This window comes from Vreelandella sp. 162(4c), from assembly GCF_058152265.1.
Genome location: NZ_CM176981.1, coordinates 3,084,508 through 3,108,292, shown reverse-complemented (window position 1 = coordinate 3,108,292; position 23,785 = coordinate 3,084,508). Strand labels below are relative to the sequence as shown.

23 protein-coding genes are annotated in these 23,785 nt (G+C 56.9%); 10 read left to right on the top strand and 13 right to left on the bottom strand.

The window, feature by feature from the left end; all coding sequences use genetic code 11:
- Positions 1-43: 43 nt before the first annotated feature.
- Both AC4EYZ_RS14385 and qhpG read left to right on the top strand, forming a co-directional pair.
- The gene (locus AC4EYZ_RS14385) at positions 44-1,357 is read left to right on the top strand and encodes an alginate export family protein (RefSeq protein ID WP_474192594.1); all 1,314 of its coding nucleotides are present in this window, start codon (positions 44-46) and stop codon (positions 1,355-1,357) included.
- Positions 1,357-2,733, top strand: a complete 1,377-nt coding sequence (gene qhpG / locus AC4EYZ_RS14380) for a flavin-dependent monooxygenase QhpG (RefSeq protein ID WP_276316037.1) — start codon at positions 1,357-1,359, stop codon at positions 2,731-2,733. The genes AC4EYZ_RS14385 and qhpG overlap by 1 nt, the downstream gene beginning before the upstream one ends.
- On the opposite strand, the gene AC4EYZ_RS14375 is transcribed toward qhpG, so the two are convergent.
- The 7 genes from AC4EYZ_RS14375 to paaY form a co-directional block, all read right to left on the bottom strand.
- Entirely contained in the window at positions 2,646-3,347 is a 702-nt protein-coding gene (locus AC4EYZ_RS14375) for a S8 family peptidase (protein WP_474192593.1), read from the bottom strand. The genes qhpG and AC4EYZ_RS14375 overlap by 88 nt on opposite strands.
- On the bottom strand, positions 3,338-5,038 hold the full coding sequence (locus AC4EYZ_RS14370; RefSeq protein ID WP_490203842.1) for an ABC transporter ATP-binding protein: 1,701 nt from the start codon (positions 5,036-5,038) through the stop codon (positions 3,338-3,340). Before AC4EYZ_RS14370 ends, AC4EYZ_RS14375 begins: the two co-directional genes overlap by 10 nt.
- A gap of 97 nt (positions 5,039-5,135) precedes the next feature.
- Complete coding sequence (gene peaD / locus AC4EYZ_RS14365) at positions 5,136-6,251, bottom strand: quinohemoprotein amine dehydrogenase subunit beta (protein ID WP_342584249.1); 1,116 nt, start codon at positions 6,249-6,251, stop codon at positions 5,136-5,138.
- On the bottom strand, positions 6,251-6,604 hold the full coding sequence (gene qhpC / locus AC4EYZ_RS14360; RefSeq protein ID WP_052475698.1) for a quinohemoprotein amine dehydrogenase subunit gamma: 354 nt from the start codon (positions 6,602-6,604) through the stop codon (positions 6,251-6,253). The genes peaD and qhpC overlap by 1 nt, the downstream gene beginning before the upstream one ends.
- Positions 6,601-8,028, bottom strand: coding sequence for a quinohemoprotein amine dehydrogenase maturation protein (gene peaB / locus AC4EYZ_RS14355; protein ID WP_141440476.1), 1,428 nt, complete (start codon positions 8,026-8,028; stop codon positions 6,601-6,603). The genes qhpC and peaB overlap by 4 nt, the downstream gene beginning before the upstream one ends.
- 9 nt (positions 8,029-8,037) lie before the next feature.
- The gene (gene peaA, locus AC4EYZ_RS14350; protein WP_490203841.1) at positions 8,038-9,600 is read right to left on the bottom strand and encodes a quinohemoprotein amine dehydrogenase subunit alpha; all 1,563 of its coding nucleotides are present in this window, start codon (positions 9,598-9,600) and stop codon (positions 8,038-8,040) included.
- A 609-nt stretch (positions 9,601-10,209) separates the two neighbouring features.
- Entirely contained in the window at positions 10,210-10,809 is a 600-nt protein-coding gene (gene paaY / locus AC4EYZ_RS14345; RefSeq protein ID WP_041159065.1) for a phenylacetic acid degradation protein PaaY, read from the bottom strand.
- Between the two features lie 586 nt (positions 10,810-11,395).
- On the opposite strand from paaY, the gene paaG reads away from it, so the two are divergent.
- The 4 genes from paaG (at position 11,396) to paaK (ending at position 14,240) form a co-directional block, all read left to right on the top strand.
- Entirely contained in the window at positions 11,396-12,187 is a 792-nt protein-coding gene (paaG, locus tag AC4EYZ_RS14340) for a 2-(1,2-epoxy-1,2-dihydrophenyl)acetyl-CoA isomerase PaaG (protein WP_474193162.1), read from the top strand.
- A 1-nt stretch (position 12,188) separates the two neighbouring features.
- On the top strand, positions 12,189-12,356 hold the full coding sequence (locus tag AC4EYZ_RS14335) for a 3-hydroxyacyl-CoA dehydrogenase NAD-binding domain-containing protein (RefSeq protein WP_022521452.1): 168 nt from the start codon (positions 12,189-12,191) through the stop codon (positions 12,354-12,356).
- On the top strand, positions 12,349-12,816 hold the full coding sequence (gene paaI, locus AC4EYZ_RS14330) for a hydroxyphenylacetyl-CoA thioesterase PaaI (protein ID WP_027958340.1): 468 nt from the start codon (positions 12,349-12,351) through the stop codon (positions 12,814-12,816). Before AC4EYZ_RS14335 ends, paaI begins: the two co-directional genes overlap by 8 nt.
- A gap of 110 nt (positions 12,817-12,926) precedes the next feature.
- A complete protein-coding gene (gene paaK, locus AC4EYZ_RS14325) occupies positions 12,927-14,240 on the top strand; it encodes a phenylacetate--CoA ligase PaaK (protein WP_490203840.1) in 1,314 nt (437 codons plus the stop codon).
- Positions 14,241-14,309: 69 nt separating this feature from the next.
- On the opposite strand, the gene AC4EYZ_RS14320 is transcribed toward paaK, so the two are convergent.
- From AC4EYZ_RS14320 to AC4EYZ_RS14295, 6 genes are all read right to left on the bottom strand, one after another.
- Positions 14,310-14,663: a RidA family protein gene (locus AC4EYZ_RS14320; RefSeq protein WP_474192252.1), complete on the bottom strand. Its 354-nt coding sequence runs from the start codon at positions 14,661-14,663 to the stop codon at positions 14,310-14,312.
- 31 nt (positions 14,664-14,694) lie between these two features.
- Positions 14,695-16,185, bottom strand: a complete 1,491-nt coding sequence (locus AC4EYZ_RS14315; RefSeq protein ID WP_009286063.1) for an amidase — start codon at positions 16,183-16,185, stop codon at positions 14,695-14,697.
- Between the two features lie 247 nt (positions 16,186-16,432).
- Positions 16,433-16,882, bottom strand: a complete 450-nt coding sequence (locus tag AC4EYZ_RS14310) for a TRAP transporter small permease (protein ID WP_236614924.1) — start codon at positions 16,880-16,882, stop codon at positions 16,433-16,435.
- A gap of 168 nt (positions 16,883-17,050) precedes the next feature.
- A complete protein-coding gene (locus tag AC4EYZ_RS14305) occupies positions 17,051-18,034 on the bottom strand; it encodes a TRAP transporter substrate-binding protein (RefSeq protein WP_009286064.1) in 984 nt (327 codons plus the stop codon).
- A 49-nt stretch (positions 18,035-18,083) separates the two neighbouring features.
- Positions 18,084-19,367: a TRAP transporter large permease gene (locus AC4EYZ_RS14300; RefSeq protein WP_474192253.1), complete on the bottom strand. Its 1,284-nt coding sequence runs from the start codon at positions 19,365-19,367 to the stop codon at positions 18,084-18,086.
- Positions 19,368-19,514: 147 nt separating this feature from the next.
- A complete protein-coding gene (locus tag AC4EYZ_RS14295) occupies positions 19,515-20,471 on the bottom strand; it encodes a LysR family transcriptional regulator (RefSeq protein WP_474192254.1) in 957 nt (318 codons plus the stop codon).
- 553 nt (positions 20,472-21,024) lie between these two features.
- Between AC4EYZ_RS14295 and paaA the strand changes: the two genes are divergently transcribed.
- From paaA to paaD, 4 genes are all read left to right on the top strand, one after another.
- Complete coding sequence (gene paaA, locus AC4EYZ_RS14290) at positions 21,025-22,011, top strand: 1,2-phenylacetyl-CoA epoxidase subunit PaaA (protein ID WP_474192255.1); 987 nt, start codon at positions 21,025-21,027, stop codon at positions 22,009-22,011.
- 84 nt (positions 22,012-22,095) lie between these two features.
- A complete protein-coding gene (gene paaB / locus AC4EYZ_RS14285) occupies positions 22,096-22,377 on the top strand; it encodes a 1,2-phenylacetyl-CoA epoxidase subunit PaaB (protein WP_022521442.1) in 282 nt (93 codons plus the stop codon).
- An 11-nt stretch (positions 22,378-22,388) separates the two neighbouring features.
- The gene (gene paaC, locus AC4EYZ_RS14280) at positions 22,389-23,198 is read left to right on the top strand and encodes a 1,2-phenylacetyl-CoA epoxidase subunit PaaC (RefSeq protein WP_474192256.1); all 810 of its coding nucleotides are present in this window, start codon (positions 22,389-22,391) and stop codon (positions 23,196-23,198) included.
- The gene (gene paaD / locus AC4EYZ_RS14275; protein ID WP_233974948.1) at positions 23,182-23,781 is read left to right on the top strand and encodes a 1,2-phenylacetyl-CoA epoxidase subunit PaaD; all 600 of its coding nucleotides are present in this window, start codon (positions 23,182-23,184) and stop codon (positions 23,779-23,781) included. Before paaC ends, paaD begins: the two co-directional genes overlap by 17 nt.
- The last annotated feature ends 4 nt before the right edge of the window (positions 23,782-23,785 follow it).

Genomic DNA, 23,785 nt, shown 5'->3' with positions numbered 1-23,785 from the left:
TCCTGGCATCGTGACTGGCCTTCCACCTTCAAGGGAATATCCAATGCATAAGAACAACTTTAACTCGCGTTTCTCCGGCTCAATAGGCGGACTGCTGCTGGCCGCCACACTCCCTGCTCAGGCCTACGAGATGGCCGATATCGGCCACTCTACCGTGAATATCGATATTCAGGCGTTGCTCGGTACTTTCCACAGCGACCGGGGGTATGCCACCGGGGCCGCCGAGGCGAAGCGTCACCGCTGGCAGGAAGGAGTGCTGACCCTGGGCGCCGAACTCGCCCCCAAGGCGGATGGCCTCTATGGTCGAGTTAGCACCGTAGGCACCGCCACCTGGGGCGACGGCGACGCCGCTGGCTTTACCTCTGGCAGCGAGCGTGAGCTCGATCTGGAGGACGCCTTTCTCGGCTACCGTAGCGAGTCGCAGGGCGACTCCAGTTCGCCCTGGCGCGTGGATGTTTCCGCTGGACGCCAGCCGATTACCCTCGGCGACGGCTTCCTGGTGGCTGGCGATGCGGTCAGCCTGGGAGACTCCCTGGGCGATGAGTTGGATCGCGGTGGCGCCTACTACCTAGCCGGGCGCCAAGCCTTTGACCGCACCGCAATGGTAGCCCTGGGTCACGAAGGCTGGCAAAGCCAAGTGGCCTGGTTCGAGTCGGACAATCCGGCTCAAGCCAACACCGAGATGGCCGCTCTCACCCTGGCCCACGATCACGGTAGTGGATTAGTGGAGGCGACCTATTTGCGCGGTCTGGGAGTTGACAAGGCCCAAGCTGACGACTTCCTGGCCCAGCGCGATGGTATGGATGTCTATGGACTGCGCTTCGAACAGCGCATCCTGGACGAGGCCTTGACCCTGCGCGGTGAGCTCGCCCATCAGCGCAAGAACACCCGTGAGAACGCCTGGGCACTAGAGCCGGCCTGGACTTTCAGCGAGCTACCCGGTCAACCTACCCTGTCGCTGCGCTACAGCCGCTTTTCCGAAGAGTGGGATCCGCTCTTCTACGGTTTCACCCGGGGCTACGGAACTTGGTTCCAGGGCGAGGTAGCAGGAAACTATGCCGGCCCCTTCAATAGCAATACCGAGGTGTGGCGGCTGGGTCTGGAGGGCTCGTTGAATGAGAGCCTGCACCTGGGACTTCTGGCTTACGACTTCTCCAGCCGTGACACCACTAACCAGCCCGACATGGGCGGGCGTGAGTTCAATCTCTATGCCGAGTGGCTGCCCATCGATTGGCTCTATGTCTCACCACTGCTCGGCTGGTACAGTCCGAACAAGAGTGCGGCCCAGGGCGGTATTCAGCTTGGCGACGACGACACCGCTTTCTATGCCCAACTACTAGTGGGATTCTTCTTCTGATGCGCCAAGACGTGGATAGCGAGATAGTGATCGCCGGAGGCGGCCCCGCCGGGGCAGCTCTGGCCATGCTGCTGCATCGCGCCGGTCGGCGAGTCACCCTGGTGGGGCGTGTCCGCTACTACCGGGCCATCGAGGGCATTGCCCGGCGCAGCCTCCAGGCCCTACACAGCCTGGGGCTGCACCGGGCCGCCGCCTGCGCGGTGGGGCCCCTGCCGCGGCGGGTTATCTGGGGTGGTGAGATTCGGGCGCCCAACGCCGAGTGGCTGCTGCCGCGCCCGGCCTTCGATGCCGCCCTGCTGGAAGATCTTCACGAGGCCGGCATCCCGGTGATCAAGGCGCGGATCACGTTCCTGGAGAGCCTGAAAAGTGACGTTCGCCTTGGTTTGGCAGATGGTCGCATACTGACCGCTTCCTGGGGCGTGGAGGCCCGAGGTCGGGCGGGGGCGCGGCGCCAGTTCCGCGACGCCGCCCCCTGGTCAACCCCGGCCTGGATCCTACGCGGCGAGGCCGCCGACTCCGCCCCCGCCAGTGCCGCCCTGTCGTTGCCCGGCGGCGGCTGGGCCTGGTGGTCGCGGCTCAAGGGCCAGCAGTATCTGCAGTTGGCCCTGACGGAAGCGTCGCTATGCCAGGCGCGCTGCGACCCCGACGCCTGGCTCGCCGCCCAGCCCGACCTGACCCAGCTCTGGGGCCAAGCCAAGATTCGCCACCACTACCAGCGCCCCAGCCTGTTGGGGCGCACCCGGGTGAGAGAGGGGCGCCTCTGGCGCCTGGGGGATGCCGCCATGGCTATCGACCCCCTCTCTGGACAGGGCATTTTCAATGCGCTCTCCTCGGCCCACGGCTTGGCACCGGTTCTCAATAGCCTGTTCGAAGAAACCCGCATTGCTCCCCTGGAGCGCTTCCATCAACGCCGCCAGGATGCCCAGTACTGGCGCTTCGCCCGGGCTGGCCGCGACTTCTATCGTCAGGCCGCCTACCAAGAGTCGATAGACACCGACCCGGCGCCTTACTGGACGGCACGCTGTCACTGGCCCGATCATCAACCGCTGCATCTACCGGAGCCCTGGGCCCGGGTACAAGTGGGCCGCGGCTTGGCCATCATCGGTACACGATTGGCTGAGCGGGAGCTGGTTTTTACCCCGGATCAGCCATTGGGGATCCAGGCAGTGGCGGGAATCCCCCTGGCGCCCCTGGTCAAGGCCATGCAGGAGGGCGACCACGACGCGGTCCGGGCGCTATTGGTGGCCGCTGGCCCCGCTGCCATGGCGGTGGCCCGCTGGTGGGCCGATCACCCCGACTGGCCGACGCTACCCGAGCCCGCACTCCACTCTTCCGGCGTCACCACCCCTTCACCGGTCGATTCCGCCAGCCAATAGCCCAGGGCATGAGCGACGGCGAAACTTGACCCACCCAGCGATGGTGGCGTTCCTGCCGGTGGTGGCCCCACCTGCCAGGGCTGCCAGACCTGGCCTTCCTCGGAGAGCCCTCGGCCCGCCCAGACGCAGGCGTACCAGCGTCCATCCCGGTCACGTTGGGGAGGGCCCGGCATCAGCCCCGCGGCGCCGCTCACCGCTATCACCCCGGGCCAGGCTGCAGGGTAGACCGACGCCCCGAAACGCGGGCTGGCAGCGACGATGCGGGTGCCCGCAGCCTGAAGCCTCTCCACCGCCGCCTGCAGCCGCGTATCGGCCCGGGGCAACCCCAGACTACAGAGCACCCAGGCCGGTGGCACCTCAGCTTGCCACTCGAAGGCCGCTGCCAGGGCATCGGCGTTAGCGGTGAGACGCTCTTCGAATAGCTTGTAGAGGGCGATCTCCAGCCGCGTCAGCGGCAAATAATGACCCAGGGTGGCGAGGATCGCCTGGCCATGACCAAGGCGATCCCCGGGGTCGGCACCACTGGGTGAGTGGAAACGCACCAGGGCCGTACCAGGAGGTACCCCGCTATCGATCACGCCCAGGGTCGGACTGAGGGCCGATATTAGAGACATAACGCCGCCTCCACCGCGACCAGCTGCCCTTGCTGGAGTCGATAGCAGGCACCCAGATTGCCAAAGTGGTCGCTCTGGTGGCTGATGATCAGTCGGGTGGTATCCCCCAGCACCTCGTCAAGCAGGGCATCGAAGGTTCGGGCAGCCGCCGAATCCAGCGCCGCGGTGGGCTCGTCCAGCAGCACCAAGCGAGGCTTTTTTAGCAGTGCCCGAGCCAGGGCCAGGCGCGAGCGCTGGCCGCCAGAGACCTTGCCACCCAAATCGCCCAACTCGCTCTCTAACCCTTCTGGCAGGGCATCCAGCCAGTCGGCGAGTCCAACGCGGGAAAGCGCATCGATCAGTTCGGTGTCACTTGCCTCGGGGGCCAGGGCGCGCAGGGTCTCGGCCAGGCTACCGCGTAGCAGGCTGGGGTGTTGCTCCACCCAGGCAACCTGCTTGAGCCAGTGATGGCGGGAGAGCTCGCCGAGCGGCACGCCATCGACACGAATCTCACCCGACTCGGGCGACTCCAGCCCCAGCAGCAGGCGGATTAGGCTGCTCTTGCCAGCTCCGGAGGGACCGGCGATCAGCACCTTGCTGCCCGGCGGAAGCGCGAGATCGATGTCATCCAGAAGCCAATCGGCTTGGCCGGGGTGGCGGAAACGCACACCCTCCAAGCAAAGCTCACCAGGCCCGGCAGGACGGCTGCCGCGGTAGGGATCACGCATGGCGGGCTCACTGAAGAGCTCGGCCAGGCGGCAAGCGCTGACCCGGGCCCGTTGCCAACCTCCATAGAGTCCCAGCAGGCCGCCGATGGGGGTCATCACCATACCGAGATACGCCAACAGGGCCATCAGCTCACCGAGTTGCAACTGCCCCTGAATCACCAGATAGCCGCCCAACAGCAGCACCCCGGCCCGGGCCAGGGAGAGGATCAGTTGGGGGCCCACGTCGCTGAGAAAGCCCACCTGACGCACCGCCAACAGGCGCCGCAGCTGTTCGTGGCCAAGCCCCTGGAGGCGATTGAGGCGCGACGGCTCCAGCGCCTGACCTTGAAACCAGGGGCCATGGGCCAGGGTATCCTGCCAGAAGCCGGAGAGTTCACCGCTCTGCTCACGGAGCGCCTGCTGACGACGAGTCAAGGCCGGGCGCCAGGCGCGCAGCCACAGCCACTGGATGGGTACCAGCACGGCAACCAGGGCCATCAGCATGGGGCTGAACAGGCCAATCATGGCCAGCGCTCCCACCAGCCCTAACAGGTTGGAGAGTCCGCTGAGCAGACCGTCCAGGGCGAACCCCTGGAGGATAGACAGGTCGCCATCGAGACGGCTCATCAGGTCGCCTCGCCCTCGGGCCTGCCAGCGGGCCGGAGCCAGGCGCAGCAGATGGCGCAGCAAGGAGCGGCGCAGCGACAGCAATAGCCGGGCGGAGAGCGCCACATGCTGCAGCCGGGTTAGTCCCTGTAGGGCCAGAGCGGCGAGTCCTACCACCACCAGGGCGGCAACGTAGGTAGCAACGGTGTTGAAGTCCCCCTGCATCAGGCCGTGATCGATCAGCCGCTGGGTGAGCAGCGGCGGCAACAGCGCCAGCAGGGTCGCCACCAGGCTCAGCGTCAGCAGCCGGGCCAGCGCCAGGCGCCGCGCCTTGAGGGGGCGGTAGAGCCAGCCCCAGGGCAGCGCCCCTGTGTCGCGAGTGAAGTCAGGCTCACGCATCGACGCTCTCTTCATTCATCATTCATAGGGGCTGCCCCCAGCAAAAAGGGCCGGTCGCTTTAGCAAGCGCCGGCCAGAAGGATCATGTAACGGCAACCTAGAAGCGTGCCACCTTCAGCGTTGCTGTGCTCATATCACCGGGCAAGCGGATGCGCCCCAGATCATTGAAGTCATCATCATAGATGGCGATATCGCTGGAGGCACCGCCCAGGTAAATCCGCGAACCGTCATAGGAAGTGTTGATGCTGTAGTAAGTATGATCAAGATCGATCACATCCACGATCTCTTGGGTGCGGGCATCCAGCTTGCTGAGTTGGGTGTAGACGCCGTAAAAGACGTCCCTCTCCCGGGGGTCAGAAACCATGGAGAAGATGATGAACTCGAAAGGGACAATCTCCTTGTTCTCAGTCTCGCCGGTGGCTAGGTCGACTCGGCTGACGCCCCAGTGCCAGGCCTCGTTCTCCTCGCCGGGATGCTCCGCCACCGTGTAGGGGCGCAGGAACTCGTTGGTTACCTCGCCCATAGACCACACGGCTAAGGAATCTGGCGAGCTAAAACTGGGGCGATCCCAATTCCGGTTGGCAATGGCGATCTCAGTCTCGCCGCTTTCCGGGTCGATCCGATATATATCAGCGCCAGCGAGATAGAGATAACCGTCCTCGGCGGCTCCCATGGTCGTCACCTGGCGCGGTGCCGGAAAGGTGGTCAGGGGCTCGGCAGCGAGACCCGCTGTCGTGTCATAGACCGCCAGCTGTGGCTCCAACACTTCGTAATGGTCGATACCTAGCCGCACCCGATCCCAGATGCTATAGAGTCGGCTACCGTCCGGGCTCACGGCCAGGGAGGCGATGGATTTAGCGCGTATTGAGTTGCCTGAGCCGCTGGCACGGAAGACTTCCTCACAACTGGTGAGGTCGATGCCCACCACGTCTTCCCAGCGGTTGTGCAGCACATAGGCGATCCGCTCATCCGGTGATAGCTGCAGAGTGCCGGAGCCGAAGTCGCCTTCTACGTCACAGGTGCGCACCACTTCCTGGGCCTCCGGGTCGATCACGTAGAGCTGGTTGGGACGGGCCATGGTTACCAGATACTCGCGTACTTCGTCAGCGCTGGCTTCACCGGCGACAGCAGCATTAACCACCAGGGGCTGGGCAGCGAAGGCCAACAGCCCTATTAGGGGCAGGGTGAGCCGCTTCATTTCTGAGGTATTCATCACTTCTCGTCTCCCGGATAGACGCTATCGAACTTGCGCCAATCATCCTCAGCGCGATCGGCCCCATCCCCCCATTGGGGGTAGGTGTTCATGGTGTCCGGTACCTGAGCAGGCCACCAGCAGGGGTCAGCGCAGCCATAGAGATCTGCCTCCATCGGTTGGCACAGCGAGGCCACGCCGCCGAAGGGATCCACTTCCCAGCCCGGGTCGAAGCTGGAAGTGCACCCGGCGATAGTCTGCATGGCCTGCACTTCTTCCAGGGCCTCTGGGCTGGCGGCCCGCTCCATTTCGCGGGCCTTGCGGTTGAGGGGGGCCAACCCCAGTGCGGTCAAGTTCTTCTTGTTATTCGTCATGCTGTTTGCCTCCCGGCCAGGGGGCCGTCGAGAAAATCGGGGTTATGGCGCAGGATGCGGGCATAGGCCTGAATGCCGAAATCGACCCAGTCGCGCATCAGGTCGCAGTAGTGATAGGTGGGGGTCATGGGGTCGCCATAGCGAGCGTAGCTCTCGTGGTAGCAGCCACCGGAGCAGAGGTTGCGGATCCGACAGTTGCTGCAGCCACGCTCGGAGCGATCGCTCCTGGCCTCGATAAACTGCTTGAGACCAGCGTGATCAAGCCCCTCCTGGACGCTGCCGAAGGTAGGCATCTCGGAGCCAGTAAAACGGTGACAGAGGTGTACATCGCCCGCATGATCCACCGAGACCAACCCTAGGCCTGCGCCGCAGGGCACCGCCTTGCTGCGCCCTTCCCAAAGATCGGTGAGCAGTTGGTTGAAGTTGCCGAAGCCGATATCGCGCCCCTGAATGGCGGCTGCCACGGCCCGCTCACCGAGCTCGACCATACCGTCGAAGACCTGCTTGAGCTCGTCGCCGGTAAGGTTGTAGGCCGCCATATCACCAGAGGTGACGGGAGCGAAGCCCGCTTCGGCGAAACCCAGCTCATTGACCAGGTGGTCGTGGATACCGATGACGTCGGTGATGCCACGAGTCAGGGTCACCCTGGCCCCCACCGGCCGTGAGCGATAGCTGGCCAGCAGCGGTTTAATGCGCTTGGCCACCAGATCGTAGGTGCCCTGGCCGTTGACCGCAATGCGGTTCTTGTCGTGGATCGCCTTGGGGCCGTCCATGCTCACCGTGAGTCCAAAACGATGGGCGTCGAAGAAGGCGATTTTCTCCTCATTCAGCAGGGTGGCGTTGGTGGTCAGCGTGAAATCCACTGCCTTGCCGAGCCCGTGGATGCGCGCCTCGGCCCAGTCAACCACCTGGCGGATCAACGGCATGTTGCTGAGCGGCTCGCCGCCGAAGAAGACGATGTTGTAGCGATCCCGCTGGGGGGCCTCGCGCAGCATCATCTCGATGGAGGCCTGGGCGGTGGCCAGATCCATCTTTTTGCCGTCCCGGGGGGTATCCAGGTCTTCCTTATAGCAGTAGCTGCAGCTCAGGTTGCAGCCGGTATTGACGTTGAGCACCACGGTAGAGAGCGGGAACTGCTCCACCTTTACGCTGGGATTATAGGCCTGGACGACTCCATCGGTGATCAGCTTCAGCGCTTTGAGCTGTAGCAGCCGCTCCTGAATATCTTCGCCGCTGACCTGATGTGTCAGATGTCCCGGCAGCGCCCCGCTGTCGAGCCCCTCCTTTCGCCCGGCCAGAGCCAGCAGCTCCTCGCTGAGGGCATCCGGGGCAAACAGGCTGGTGGTGGGGATATGGAACCACAGCGGCTGGCCTTCCACTTCCATCCGATGCAGGTTCTCGGGTATGGCTTGTAAGATTCCCATGGTGACCTCCTAGCGAAGCGGTGGGTTGTTCCAGCGTTGCACGGTAACGATCAGTTGGGCTTCGTCCTGCATCGCCTCCTGCCCCACCACACTGGCGGTCACCCGCAGGTTGCCCACGCTGTTGGCATTGTACTGGCGCAGCGGGTTGGGCCCGGCCCCGGCCGGCGAGAAGATCCCTGTGGCGGCGTCCAGTATGCCAGCAAACCTGGCATCCTCGTCGCGTTCGGCGATCTCGTCCCAGGGGGACACGCTCCAACGTACCGGTACCTGACCCAGCGGGATGGCTTCATCGGCGCCATCCAGATAGCCTGCGGCGGTGAAGACACCACTCACTGGCGGGGTCTTGTCGTTGCCGATGCGAGCCACCCCCAGCGCTGGACTCACCTCCAGGCGATCCACCGTGCGGTAGCCAGCGAGCAGTTTCTCAGCGCTGATCTCGCCAATCTGCATAGTCAACCAGCCGGGCGTAAGATCGGTGCTGGCCTCAACGTCCAGCACCAGGCGCATGTCGCTACGTTCGACCACCTCACGCACGGTGACGCCCTCCCCGAGACTGATCTCCCCTTCCCCAAGACCGTGGCCCAGCAGCACCAGCCGGCTGCGCTCGCCGGCCTTGAGCGAGGCGGGCAAGCTGGCCAACACAGCAGACTCGGCCGCTTCGTGAGGCACCATTTCCACCATCATTCCAAAAGCATCGTCATGGTCATCGAAGATGCGCCCGCTGGGATGCGCGCCGGAGAGATCCAGCACCTGCTTGAGATCACGACCGTTGAGGTTCAGGTTGGCGCGCCACTCGTAGCCGGTATAAACGATGGCCTGGCCTTCGCCACTGAGCGGGCGACCACTGGTGAAAGCGCCGTCCAGGCTAAGGGAGTAGGCATCCTCGCCTTCAGCGGCGTTAATAGTCACGTCGGCATAAAAGTCGCCTTCTCCGGGCCAGTGCCCCCAGAGCTGCCAGTCGCCCTCAGGAGAGGTCTGTTCGGCCTGCTGCCATGACTCCCAGGCTTCATTTTCGAGACTTTGAGTCTCGGCCAGCCAGGGAGCGATCTCGTTCAGGGCGAGATCGAACCAGTCACGATCCCGTGCCATGGCCTGGTACTCAATGGTCTGGAACTGGCCCACATGGAAGTGCACTAGTCTCTCCCACTCTTCCCGGGGACGGCGCTGCAGTTGGGCGCGGCCGCCAGTATGACAGCGGGCACACATCTCCTGGTAGCTGGGATGATCGAAAGACTCGATACGGTTGAGGCGTCGCTCGATCAGCTCACGTTGGGGCGCGCTCTCCTCAGGGGCCAGGCCGCGGGTATCGGCGAGGAACTTGACGATATCCCGGCGCGCCTCCAGGGGCAGCTCCAGGCCGTGCATGGTCTGCATGCGCGCGATCGTCATGTCCCAACCTTCCGGGGTCTTGCGCTGTGCACTAATGCGGCTCCAGCTCTGGGGGCCACTTTGGGTCTGGTGGCAGCCTGAACAGTACCTGTCGATGGCCTCGCTGCCAGCAGAGGCCAAGACGATGCCAGTAGGCAGCAGCAGGGCTAGGCTACAGAGCCCTGAGGGAAGTGCATGTCTCATCACGGAGAGTTCTCCACGCATTATTGTTGTCGTGATGTTCGTCTGCAGTTGTCTTCGCGGGCGAACATCGAAGGTATGTGCCAGTGCCATTCAACTTGCATTGACCGCGCCGACTATCAACAACTTCTTTTTATTCATGTGGTTGAAGTGATTTGCTTGCCCGAGTTTTTTAGATGCTTGGCCAGCAAGCGACAATCGGTGCCCCAAGTTGCGACAGTCGCGTATGGTCTTGAAACACTTTGCCTCTTCGAATTTGGTCAACATTGAACGTGGCGGCACCCGGATTTTCCGACCGACTCAGGTCTGAGACTTGGCTCTCAAGGGGGGTTATGGGGCTGCGGTGCCTCTGCCTGAACCTGGGGCTGACGCCCAGGACGCGCGCACAGCAGCTAGCGGTGTCGTCTAGTGTCGTCTAGTGCAGCGTAGCGGCCCCAGAGGAACTAGACGTTGATCCGGCCGTGTTCGTGGCAATGAACCTCTTCACCTTCAGGGGCGATCACAAAGGCCTCCTGGGGCCATCGACCCATGGCTGGGGTTGGGGGATGGCCCGCCAGGGGGGAGTGATGTGGTTGTGGTAGCGAGCCATACCAACAGCATCGCCTTGCCACGCTATGCTAAGGTCTGCTGCTTGGGCTGAGTATCACCAGCCAGCAAGGTTGGACGGTCAGCATCGAGTTCTGCCAGCGGTTCACAGGGCTCCAGGCTATCCCGACAACGGCCCACTAAGCGCTGATACTCCTGGGTACCCTGCTGTTTCCAGTCGAACTCTTCATCACTCAGCGCGCGCTTAACCTTTGCGGGTGCCCCCATCACAAGTGACTGGGGCTCACACTCGAAGCCCGCCTTAACGAACGCTGCCGCCGCAACGATAGATCGTTCGGCAATGTTGGCGCCGTCCATCACCACGGCATTCATGCCGACCATGGCATCACGCCCAATCACGCAGCCATGCAGTACCGCGCCATGGCCGATATGGCCATCCTTCTCAACCTTGGTGACGCAGCCTGGGAAGCCGTGCATCACACAGGTATCCTGAAGGTTAGATCCCTCTTCCAGCACCAGCCGCCCGAAATCACCACGCATCACCGCGCCGGGGCCTACATAACAGTTGGGGCCCACGATTACGTCGCCAATTAACACCGCAGTAGGATGGACATAGGCGGTCGGGTGTACCACCGGCGTCACCCCTTCAAGTCGATAGTAAGGCATAACACTCTCCGTTAGCTTGATTGGCCGTGTGGGGTGCTGCCCCCATCGCCCGCTCTTCGAACTGTTCGGCCCCTGCCCCATCAGTTGTGTAGCCACCTAGGGTTATCGCGCCTTTGCTGCGCTGATTGCGTCATGGGGCGCTCCTGCGCTCAATCTATCTTGATACGCAATATCAACTAAGATTATATTTTACGTAACAAAACATCAAACACTTTACCTGTCGCCGTCTACTGAAGAATGGGCACACCGCTATCTAAAAACTCGACGCACCCTGCTGTAAGTCAGTTTTTTAGACGACCTTGGTTTTTTTATACCATCGTCTAACAATTATCTTATATTCGCAAAAAAGTCACACAAGTTATTGTTAATAACTAACAAACTACCAACAACACCAACAAGCGACACATTATAATCACCCATATAATATTGATGTGTATCAAAATAAATCTATACTCGGCAGAGATTCATCCTGTGGATCACAGGCCGAACGGTCACTGGCGGGCACCGCCGACCGCGAAAAGGGCATGCGCCTTCCAATAAAAACGACCTGCCACTTTTCAAGGGCACTGACACAAGGACATTACCCATGAGCCAAGCGCCCCTGCTTTACAGCGTGGAAGACGGCGTCGCCTGCATCACGCTGAACCGCCCCGAAAGCTTGAACAGCTTCAATACCGAAATGCATGCCGAGATGCGCAAGGTGCTAAAAGCCGTGCGCCAAGACTCAAGCGTTCGCGCTTTGCTGCTGACCGGCAGCGGTCGAGGCTTCTGCGCCGGCCAGGATCTTTCCGACCGTAGCGTCGCGCCCGGCGCAGAAGCCCCCGACCTCGGCGAGTCGCTTGAGAAACGTTACAACCCCATGCTGCGCGCCCTTAAAGACATGCCGTTCCCGACCATTTGTGCGGTGAACGGCGTGGCCGCAGGTGCCGGTGCCAACATCGCCCTGGCCTGCGACATCGTATTGGCCGCGCGCTCGGCAAGCTTTATTCAGGCCTTCTGTAAGATCGGTTTGATTCCAGACTCTGGCGGTACCTGGACATTGCCTAATTTAGTGGGCATGGCTCGCGCCAAGGGCCTGGCGATGCTGGGCGACAAGCTCCCCGCCGAGACCGCCGAACAGTGGGGCATGATCTGGCGCTGCGTCGACGATGAGACGCTTCAAGAAGAAGCCATGAGCATGGCTCGCCACCTGGCCACTCAACCAACCCATGGCCTAGCGCTGATTAAGCGCGCCCTGCATGCCAGCAGCGATAACAGTTTCAACGAACAGCTCGACCTGGAACGCGACCTTCAGCGCCTTGCTGGGCGCAGCGAAGATTACCGCGAAGGCGTTAGCGCTTTTATGGAAAAACGTCGCCCCACCTTCAAGGGAGAGTGATATGCCAGCCATTCTCTCTACCGCCACTATTAGCATCATCAGCACAGGCGCCATTAATGCCTTGACCGATAGCCGTTTGGTTATCGAGGCTATCGTCGAGAACCTTGGGGCCAAGCGCCAGGTGTTTGCTCGGCTCGAAGCCCTATACGAGGAAAGCTTCCATGCATGATTCCCAACTGACCCCGCAGCAACTGGCGGAAGCCTGCGCCGAGGCAATGTTTTCCCGCGACCATGCCAGCCAAGGGCTGGGGATGCGCATTACTCGCGTGGCTCCCGGCTTCGCCGAACTGACCATGACCGTGCGTCAGGACATGGTGCAGGGGCACGGCAACTGCCATGGCGGATTTCTGTTTGCCCTGGCTGACTCAGCCTTCGCGTTTGCCTGCAACAGCTACGACGAAGCCACAGTAGCCTCCGGTTGCAGTATCGACTATCTCGGCCCCGGCCAGCTGGGCGACGAGATCACCGCCACCGCCGAGGAGCGCAGCCGCCGCGGGCGTACCGGCATTTACGACATTACATTGCGCAATCAGCACGGCGATACCGTTGCCTTGTTCCGCGGGCGTTCCTACAAAATTCGCGGCAGCGTACGCCGCCTGGAAGACACCGCTGCTGGAGATAACCAATGAAAGAGGCGCTGATCATTGAGCGCTTATAAGCCCATTACTAAAGCCATTTCATCGCCCATGGCGCATTTAGAAATTAGTCCAATAACAACTAGCTTGATCGGAGACCCCTGATGAATCAGCCCGCAACGCGTATCAACACCGCGACTCTCGATCCCCTGGAAACCGCCAGCGTCGACGAGCTGCGCGCCACTCAGGTCAAGCGCCTGAAGTGGAGCCTGAAGCACGCTTACGACAATGTGCCGTTCTACCGCCAGTCCTTCGACAAGGCTGGAGTGCATCCCGACGATATCCAGACGCTGGAGGATCTCGCCAAACTGCCTTTCACCACCAAGGCAGATTTGCGCGACAACTACCCGTTCGGCATGTTGGCCACACCGATGAGCGAGATCGTTCGCATCCATGCCTCCAGCGGCACCACCGGGCAACCGACGGTGGTAGGCTACACCCAGAACGATATTGATGTGTGGTCCGATGTGATGGCGCGCTCGATCCGCGCCGCCGGCGGCAGCCGCAACGATAAGGTGCATGTGGCGTATGGCTATGGTCTATTCACCGGTGGGCTGGGCGCGCATTACGGTGCCGAGCGCCTGGGTTGCGCGGTGATCCCCATGTCGGGTGGCCAGACCGAGAAACAGGTTCAGTTGATCCGTGATTTCGAGCCGGACATTATCATGGTCACTCCCTCGTATATGCTCAACATCGCGGACGAGATGGAGCGCCAGGGCATCGATCCCCACACACTGCCGCTGCGTACCGGCATTTTCGGTGCCGAACCCTGGACCGACAGCATGCGCACGGCTCTTGAGAAGCGCCTGGGTATCGATGCATTGGATATCTATGGCCTGTCGGAAGTGATGGGCCCCGGCGTGGGCATGGAGTGCCTGGAGACCAAAGATGGCCCGACCATCTGGGAAGATCATTTCTATCCCGAGATCATCGACCCAGTCAGCGGTGACGTCCTACCGGACGGCGAGTACGGCGAGCTGGTGTTCACCACCCTTACTAAAGAAGGCCTGCCGGTTATTCGCTACCGCACCCGCGACCTGACCCGCCTGCTGCCGGGCACCGCGCGCCCCATGCGACGCATCGACAAGATTACTGGCCGCAGCGACGACATGCTGATCATTCGCGGGGTTAATGTGTTCCCCACTCAGATCGAAGAGCAGTTGCTCAAGATCGCGTCGCTTTCTCCCCACTACGAGATCGAAGTCAGCCGCCAAGGCAATATGGACATGGTGCTTGTTCGTGTAGAGGCGAATCATCATGACATCGCCCGCGACCCCGTGGCTTGTGAAGAAGCCGCGAAACAGCTCCAGCATTCCATCAAGACGCACATTGGCATCAGCACCCAGGTCAAGGTGTGCCCGGTAGAGAGTGTTATGCGTTCGATGGGTAAGGCAAAGCGTGTAAAAGACGTGCGTTAACTCTTTTCAGACAGAGCCTAGAGCAATGATATCAGCCCCCGAATACTTATTATTCATGGCTTTTAAGCTTTAGGCTTGTGAAGCTGAAAGTGAACGAGCGGCTACCACTGTTAGCTCTACCTTAGCATCGATAAAAAGCTCACAACATATAGTAGTGCGAACCGGCAGAGGCGCAGAAAAATAGTTCTTATAAGTACTGTTGAAAAGCTCAAAATCACTTTTATCAGTGAGATAGGCAGTGACTGATACAATCTCACTTAACCCCAGACCACTCTGGGCCAGTGTTGAAGAAATGCGCTTCATTACTAGATCAGTTTGCGCAACAATTCCCTCCGGAACTCTTCCTTCTTCATCTAAAGGAACTTCTCCGGAAAGCATGACCAGATCATTGACTTCGCGAAACTTAGAAAATGGCATGTTCATAGCGTATCTCCTGATACTTATTGAAAATCAATTAACCGAAGCCGAGGAAGCCTTCAGAGAAGCTCAGTGGCTGGGCATTGCAAAGCGATTTAGTATCGACCTGAGGACGTGAGAGCTCTGGAACAGTATTGAACAAGGCTTCTAGTTCCTGAGCAAAAGCAAGCGTAGCCAGGTCTTCGCCACGGCGGCCAATGATCTGCAAACCAAAAGGAAGACCATTTAGATCCCGTCCGGCAGGTAACGTAATAGATGGGTGGCCAACCAATGTCGACGCATAAGCCATTGAAAGCCAATGGTAATAGCTTTCCATCGGTTTTCCGTCTATCTCACTGGGGTAAAGCTCATGCCAGTTTCGTGGACTAATAGTCGTAGTCGGCGCAATAATAAAATCATGCCGTTCGAAAAATGTTTGCCAGCGCCGGTATATTTGGGTCTGCAAATTCATGGCCTCCACGACATCTAACGCAGAGAATGAAGCCCCCTCTTTAACATTGGCCTTGATATTCGGGCCCACCTTACTTGGATGGTTTCTAACCAACTCACGATGATGGCCGGAAAACAACAATCCTCTTAAAACTGAAAAAGCCCTATCTGCACCATGGCAATCCGGGTGGGTGTGCTCTAAGGAAGCAAATACATGACCGAACCGATGTAATTTATCAAGGAAGGTTTCAGCAATAAGCGACTCTGTTATCGCAAAACCAAAATCATGGGTAACCGCAACTCTAGCACTACTCAGATCAGAAGAGGGTAAATGCGTGTAAGAGTCAGGGTTATGGTGGCTTTTTTCCTCAACTACCGATACCCATGGATCTCTTCGGTCAGGTCTAATCATGGCTGATAGCATGAGTGCGGTGTCAGCTACAGTCCGTGCCATTGGCCCGCTGGTAGATAAAGGAAGCAGTGCTAATGAACGCTGCGATCCAGGAACTACGCCAGGCGAGGGACGAAAGCCAACAACACCATTGAATGCCGCTGGGCTTCGCAGGCTACCGCCGGTATCCGAACCAGTCGCCAAAGGTGCCATGCCGCAGGCAACAGCCACGGCCGAGCCTCCCGATGAACCACCTGCAGAACGAGATAAATCAAAGGGATTCGCAGTGACGCCATACACCGCATTTCGAGTATTTCCTCCAGCACTCCACTCAGGGTTATTTGTCTTACCCATAATGACGACACCTGCTTGGCGTAGCTGGGTGATCATCGGGTCATCTGACGTAGCTATATTATCGGCATATAACTCACTACCATAAGTTGTAGGAAAACCAACTACATCGACCATATCCTTTACACACAATGGCAGACCGTGCAGTACACCAAGAGGCTTACCTTGGTCGATTTCCCTTTGAGCATCGCGAGCTTGAGTAAGCATTAAGTCGTGATTATAGCTAACTAAAGCATTTACTGCCGGGTTCACAGCTTCCGCTCGGGCGATACAGCTCTCAGCAAGCTCGACAGCAGAGAGCTGTTTTGAAGAAAGCAGGCGACGAGCCTGAGTAGCACTCAAATCACAAGGTATCATTCAAACATCTTCCTTTATGTAATTTATCAAAAGACATAGCCGATAAAACCAGGTTTTTATTAAAAACAATAGCCACCATCATTAACAATGACAAAAATCTTTACGATACATAAAACAATCACCAACAGAACGTCACTTTTATCTTTTTCAGCATGACTGACATCAAAATACTATCTCAACGATCATTTAAAACATGGGTAAGAAAGTTAAAAAACCACAATTACACTTAACAATTAATAGAAAATCATTAATGATAGAAAGTAGATCCTTCCTTGCTAATTTTCGATTCACAAGCACGAGCAAGCAGATGCACCAAAATAATAGCTGCACAAATTGGCACAGATAACACCACCCATGACATCGGAAATCCCAACGTATCTGCACTAATCTGTGACTGACGTGCGATAAAACCACGTGACGGATCCATTCCAGACCCCAAGATACTGAAATAGATAATAGGAACAAAAAAGATGAGCACTGCCACACCGCGCAACAGTGCCGAAAAAAGCCTCAATGAAAAGCTCTTAAAGTGCATGGCCCCCTGAAAAAGCGCAGGGTCATCTTTCGACTTAAAAGAAAGCGTAGCGCCGAGCAGCCCGCCCCACACCATCATGTAACGAGCCATTTCTTCTGTCCATGATGGCGGTGCGTTAAAAGCGTATCGAGCCACCACTTGGATTGCTACGAATAGCAGCATCAACACTAAGCACAATACTGATACTCGGCGAGCAAGCCAATCTAGACAATCACTGAGGATAACTATTGAACGGCACATATTGTATACACCTTACGCTCAGCATAATCACTAGAAAAGCCCCCCTGCATCCAGGTTAATATAACTGGATAGGGTAACTAACAGCTGGATTTAGCGCGTCTTTTCGGCAAGATCAGTCCACGTCTCGACTTGTGCGGGTGTCAGCTCCGTCTGATCGTAAACCGAGCGAGATAACTCACGAAATCTATCACGCGATTCTGCCGACAATTTTGTTACTTCCACACCATTTTCCCTAAGCTCGTTTAAAACCTTGGGTGTAATATCTTGAAGCCATGCCCGGTTGGCCTGATTAGCAATACCAACGGATTCATCGACAATACTTCTTTCCTGCTCACTCAGACCCTGGTACCAGTCGTCAGAAACCAGAACCGCACGTAAAGCGTTCATAACATTAGTATCAGTGTAATAGCTTATGATGTCCGTTTGTCCAAACATAATTGGGACAAGTGAAGTATTAATATAGCCATCGACAATACCTGTCTGCATTGCTGCCGCCACCTCTCCCCAGGCAACAATTGTTCCGCTTCCGCCCCAAGCTCTATAGAGCGCGTTTTGTACATCGTCGATGGCACGCATCCGCAGGTCGGCCATGTCTTCAGGCTGAGTGACAGCCTTGCGTGTTGTGATAATACCGGAGGGAGGGCCAAGCGGTGCGAGCGTCAATAAACGAACCCCAGCATGCTTAATATTTTCATTGATGCGTGACAGAACATCACCTTCAGTGAGAGCTCGATCCATGTGGCTCACTCCATCAAAAAGATAAGGCAAACGTACGCCGAAAATAAACGGATCGATGCGTGCGACTGAATTTACGTCCGACAAAGATACTTCTAGCAGGCCCATTGAAAGTTGGTCGAGTTTTTCTGCCTCTCCCCCCATAGCATCTCGAGGTATTTCGCGAGCATTTAAGCCGCGCTCTTTGAGAGCTTCAGTAAAATTATGTGCCCAAACATAGGAGCCTGACCTTTCTAAGTCCGTTGGACTATCCAGAGCAACCTTGATTTCGCTACCAAGAACCGACATAGGAAATGCAATTAGGGCTGACGCCATTGCGAGAATCTTTAGCAATTTCATACAGTGTCTCCATTATGCTTGTTATCGATAGAAGTTGTGATTTTTTAATCTAGAGCACGTTGAACCCGAATATCCGTGGAAGCAAGAGACTAATATTCGGAAAAAAGGCAATTATCAACAATATTACTAACTGTATTCCAATAAAGGGTAGTGTTGCTTTAGCAAGGTTCCAGTAATTTATTTTCGCAATCCCCGAAACCACAATTAAACATTTCCCAAAAGGAGGTGTTATCAATCCAATACAAAGGTTGAAGCAAACCATAATACCTAGATGTACCGGATTGAAACCTTGTAACAGCGCTGTAGGCACAAGCAATGGTACGAGTAATGTGAGTGCCACAGGTGTGTCCATGAACATACCGGCAACAAGAAGCACAAAAATAAGTAACAAAAGGTAATTATTTCCGGCAAGCCCCATTGAGGCTATCCAGCCTGCCAATAATTGAGGCCAACCCAGCAGTCCTGCAAGATAACTAAGTACTGCGATAGAGCAAATGACAATAAAGATAGAGCCTGTTAAACGTGCTGTCGCCTCCACGGCTGAATAGAGCACTTTCCAAGACATCCCTCCCATCGACCAACCTACTAATATAGCCGCAATAACAGCAAGTGCTGCGCCTTCAGTTGGAGTTGTAAGCCCAAAGACGATACTGCCAAGGATAATGATGGGTATAGATAAAGCAGGCCACGCTCTTTTAAAGCTAGCGAACAGTGGAGGAATATCAATAGTGCTACCACCGGGATGATCGTCTCGATGTGCTATCCAGGCATTAAATGCGAAGAGCAAACAGGCCAGTAGCAAACCAGGCAAAATGCCAGCCACAAAAAGCGCTGCTACGGAGGTGCCTGTTAGCCCTCCGTAAATGATCATAATGATGCTAGGCGGAATAATCGGCCCAATCATTGATGAAGCGGCGGTTAGTGCTCCTGCATAATATGGTGGATAACCACGTTCGCGCATAGCTGGAATCAAAGAGTTGGACACAGCTGCTGAATCGGCCACCGCGGAACCTGATATACCAGAAAAGAATAGGCTCGTCATAATATTGACATGCCCCAGACCACCCTTGAAACGACCAAGCAGAGCCATAGCAAAATCGATCAGAGACCCCATCACACCAGCACGATTCATCAGCTCTCCGGTGAGTATGAACAAGGGCATAGCCATAAAAGCAAAGACATCTAACTGAGCAAAGATACGTTGAGGAAGTATCGCTATGTATTGCGGATAGCCAGTCGTCAAAAATGCGATGACCGCAGTGGCACCTACTAGATAAGCGAATGCTGTACCCGAAAACAGGAATACACAAAAAGCTACGATAGCATAGGCCATACAAGGCTCCGAAGGCGTTGCTACTAACAGAACTTATACTTGTCTTTATTTGAGAATACTCAGTGATGTGAAGGCAGACAAATGACAAATTGCTCTCTTCGCATAACCAAACAGTAATACGAAGAGAGCGCTTCACTTTACTCTGACTCAATGGGAAGTAAAACGAGACTGGTGACTTGCCTGTTCCAGGCATTCTTGAAATAGCTTGCTAGTTGCATTAGATGAATTGCTTCTCCAATAGCAGTAGGCCTCCGAAAGAATTTCATCAAATTGCAACGGCAGGATACTTAGATCTCCCTTTCCCGCATGATGTCTGGCCAACCACTCAGGCATGAGGCTGATGAACGGAGCGATCCGCATCAGCTCAAAGTTGAGCAGTAGTGATGTAGATTCGATATAACTGGAAGGGAATGCTAAACCGGCCTTGGCAAGGCATGTGTCAACGGCTTGCCTGGCTAATGACCCTTCTGCTGGGCTAATCCATGGCCAAGCTACAACGTCTTTCCATTCGATTGTTGCTCGCACCGCAAGCGGGTGCTGAGAGCCGGCTACCACCAGAATAGGTTCCTTTAATATCGAGGTTTTACTGATGCCCTCGCGAAAGAAAGGCTCCCATGCCCGAGCTATCAAGATATCTAGATTGCCATTTTCCAGCAGAGGTAATAGCTGATTAAAGTGGCCTTCAGTGATAGAAACGACTGCAGAAGGAGCAATTACCTTGAGCCGTTTAATGGCCTCTGGCAACAGTGTCGGTGCAAGTGAGGCGACCACACCCACTACAACGTGGCCTCCTAACCCCCGGTGGACAGCATCGACATCAAATTCAGCCCTTTCAATTAATTGTATGATTTCAGTCGCATGGGCTGCCAACCTTTCACCAATAGGGGTGAAAACAACGCGGTTACCTTGCCTTTGAATGATTGGGCTGTTCAGGGAACGCTCAATCTCACCGATTTGCTTAGAAATCGCCGGCTGAGTCACGTTCATTGCTTTCGCCACATGACTGACCTGCCCTAACTGGGCAAGCATGGCAATTATCTGGAGGTGTCTAAGCTTCAAATCATGTTTAAAGAATTTCTTAATATCTTGTTGTGTTTCGAGCATACAGCTACCTTGTTTTTCTCATTGCAATGACCCGCATCGGTGAAGAGCATTTCACAACAGGTTAGCAGCGCTGACTCACTTTCTGTTTTACCAACAGAAGTGACACAGCGTGCAACATCCTGGCAACCACTCTAGACCTGACGATACCAGGCTCCCACCGCCGTGAATTGATCACGAGTCTACGCCGTCCCCCACGTTAAAGGGCTGGAAATTCAAAGCAGCCAGGCAAGTATTCCACTGAAATTTGGCGCCACAAGCAACGGCGGCGCCGTCCCTTGTTAGAGCCTTACTTGCGATCCGACTGTTCAGACCGCACCTAGCGTCCACAAAAAAGGTTCTGCATATTAGCGTAAATAACTTTTCCCTCTGAAGGCATTTTTGAATCACTTGTTTTAGCTATTTTTTTCCTTTTATGGCTAAGCCCTATCTACATCTGTTATCACAAAGTCTTAAAGTGACACACAAAAATACTTATTGATAAAATATTTCGTGTCACTATACTTTAGAAAAGATAAGCCACACTCCCTGATATACCGACGCCGCGGAGGTCTCTATGTACGCGCAGCTCGTTGAAACCGGTTCTAACAAACTCAAAACGCTTGATGAGATGAGCCCTGAGGAACGCCAGTTCCAGGAGCGCATCAATGATGAAATTAAAATAGAACCCAAGAACTGGATGCCGGACGCCTACCGCAAGACCCTGATCCGTCAGATCTCGCAACACGCCCACTCAGAAATCGTCGGTATGCTGCCGGAAGGCAACTGGCTGACACGTGCGCCGACCCTCAAGCGCAAGCTGCAGCTCATGGCCAAGATTCAGGATGAGGCGGGTCACGGCTTATACCTCTATAGCGCCATGGAAACCCTGGGTGCCGACCGCGACGAAGAGATCGACAAGCTCCACGACGGTCGCGCCAAGTACTCCAGTATCTTCAACTACCCAACACTCAACTGGGCAGACATGGGTACCGTCGGCTGGTTGGTCGACGGCGCAGCCATCGTCAACCAGGTGCCGCTTCAACGCACCTCCTACGGCCCCTATGCCCGCGCCATGATTCGCGTGTGCAAGGAAGAGAGCTTCCATCAGCGCCAGGGTTATCAGATTCTGCTGACCATGATGCAAGAAGGCACTGACGATCAGAAAGCCATGGTGCAGGACTCTATTAACCGCTTCTGGTGGCCAGCACTGATGATGTTCGGCCCGTCCGACGAAAACTCGCCCAACAGTGCTCAGTCGATGGCCTGGAAGATCAAACGTCACAGCAATGACGAGCTGCGCCAGCGCTTCCTCGACCAAACCGTACCGCAGCTAGAGCTGCTGGGCTGCACCGCCCCTGATCCGGATCTCAAATATAACCAAGAGACCGGCCACTACGAGTTCGGTGAAATCGATTGGCAGGAATTTTTCGACGTAGTGAAGGGCAACGGCCCCTGCAACCGCGAGCGTGTCGAAGCACGCCGTAACGCCATCGATAACGGTGCCTGGGTACGTGAAGCCGCCGTGGCCCACGCCGCCAAGCGTCAACACCGAGCAGCCTGAACTGGCAACGTCTGATTTTTAAAACCCGACTTTTAAAACAATAGGGAGTCTCGCGAGACTCCTATGACCACTGAGGCATCTCTCATGGCTGACTGGCCCCTCTTCGAAGTTTTTATACGCAGCAAGCACGGCCTTAATCACAAGCACGTCGGCAGTGTGCATGCAGCCGACCGCCGCATGGCAATCGAAAACGCCCGTGAGCTGTACACCCGTCGCAATGAAGGGGTGAGCATCTGGGTGGTTCCGGCCAGCGAAATCACCGCCTCTTCTCCCGACGAGAAAGAGCCGCTGTTTGACCCGTCTAACGACAAGGTCTATCGCCACGCATCCTTCTACAAACTGCCGAAAGAAGTCGGCCACATGTAGGGGAGGCAGTGATGCAAAACATGAACCAGAAAAACATAGCTCAAAAAGCACAAACCCCGTTGATCGAATACCTGCTGCGCCTTGGCGACAACGCCTTGGTACTCGGCCAGCGCCACGCACAACTGTGCGGCAAGGCACCCGCGCTGGAAGAGGAGTTGGCCTTAATGAACGTGGGCCTCGACCTCTTCGGTCAGGCGCGCAACTGGCTGGGCTATGTTTCTGAACTGATGGCTGCTGAACGGATGGCTGACAAGATCGATGCCGACCATCTGGCCTTTCGTCGCGACGCTCAGGACTTCCATAACCTGTTGCTCGTCGAACAGCCCAATGGTGACTTCGCCGACATCATGGGGCGCCAGTTCCTGTTCGATGCATGGCACGTCCACCTGCTCGATGGGCTGTCTCACTCCAGCGACCCACGCATTGCTGAAGTGGCCGCCAAGTCGCTTAAGGAAGCAACGTACCACCTACGCCGCTCCTCAGAATGGGTGATTCGCCTGGGCGATGGCACCGACGAGAGCCACACCCGTATGCAGCGCGCGCTCAACAACCTCTGGCAGTTTACCGGTGAGCTATTACAGGTCGACGAGATTGATCAGGCCATGATAGAGGCCGGCATCGCGCCTGACCCGGAAACCATTGCCGCCCACTGGAAAGCCACCGTGGAAGAGGTGCTTGAAGAAGCCACGCTGGAGCGGCCTTCTTACGACGCCTGGATGTATACCGGCGGCAAAGTCGGGCATCACACCGAGCACCTGGGCTTTCTGTTGGCGGAAATGCAATATCTGCCGAGGGCATATCCCGATGCGACCGTCTGGTAACCATCCGTCTGCGTCTAGCGATGACAGGCTTACCGATGACTGGCCTTCCAGCGACTTGATCGGCAGCGACCGCAGCGGGCTGCCGCCCGCCGGTGACGAAGGCGATGTCAACGCCGTGCTGGCTGTACTACAGGAAGTGCCCGACCCGGAAGTGCCTGTGGTCAGTGTGGTTGAGCTGGGCATTGTGCGCGATATCGCTTGGCTTGATGGACGGCTGGTGGTCAATGTGACCCCAACATACTCCGGCTGCCCGGCCACAGAAGTTATCGAACAGCATATCCATGAAGCGCTGGTGGCCGCTGGCTACTCAGACCCGCTAATTCAGCGCCGCCTGTCCCCCGCCTGGACCACCGATTGGTTGACCGAAGCCGGACGCGAAAAGCTGCGTGCCTACGGCATCGCGCCACCGGTAGAAAGTGCTAGCAAACGTAGCCTGACGGGCCAGTCTGACCCGGTAGTGCCCTGCCCTTTATGTGGCAGCAACGCGACCGAACGCGTCAGCGAATTCGGCTCTACGGCCTGCAAGGCGCTCTACCGCTGTCGCGATTGCCTGGAGCCTTTCGATTATTTCAAGTGTCTGTAAAACG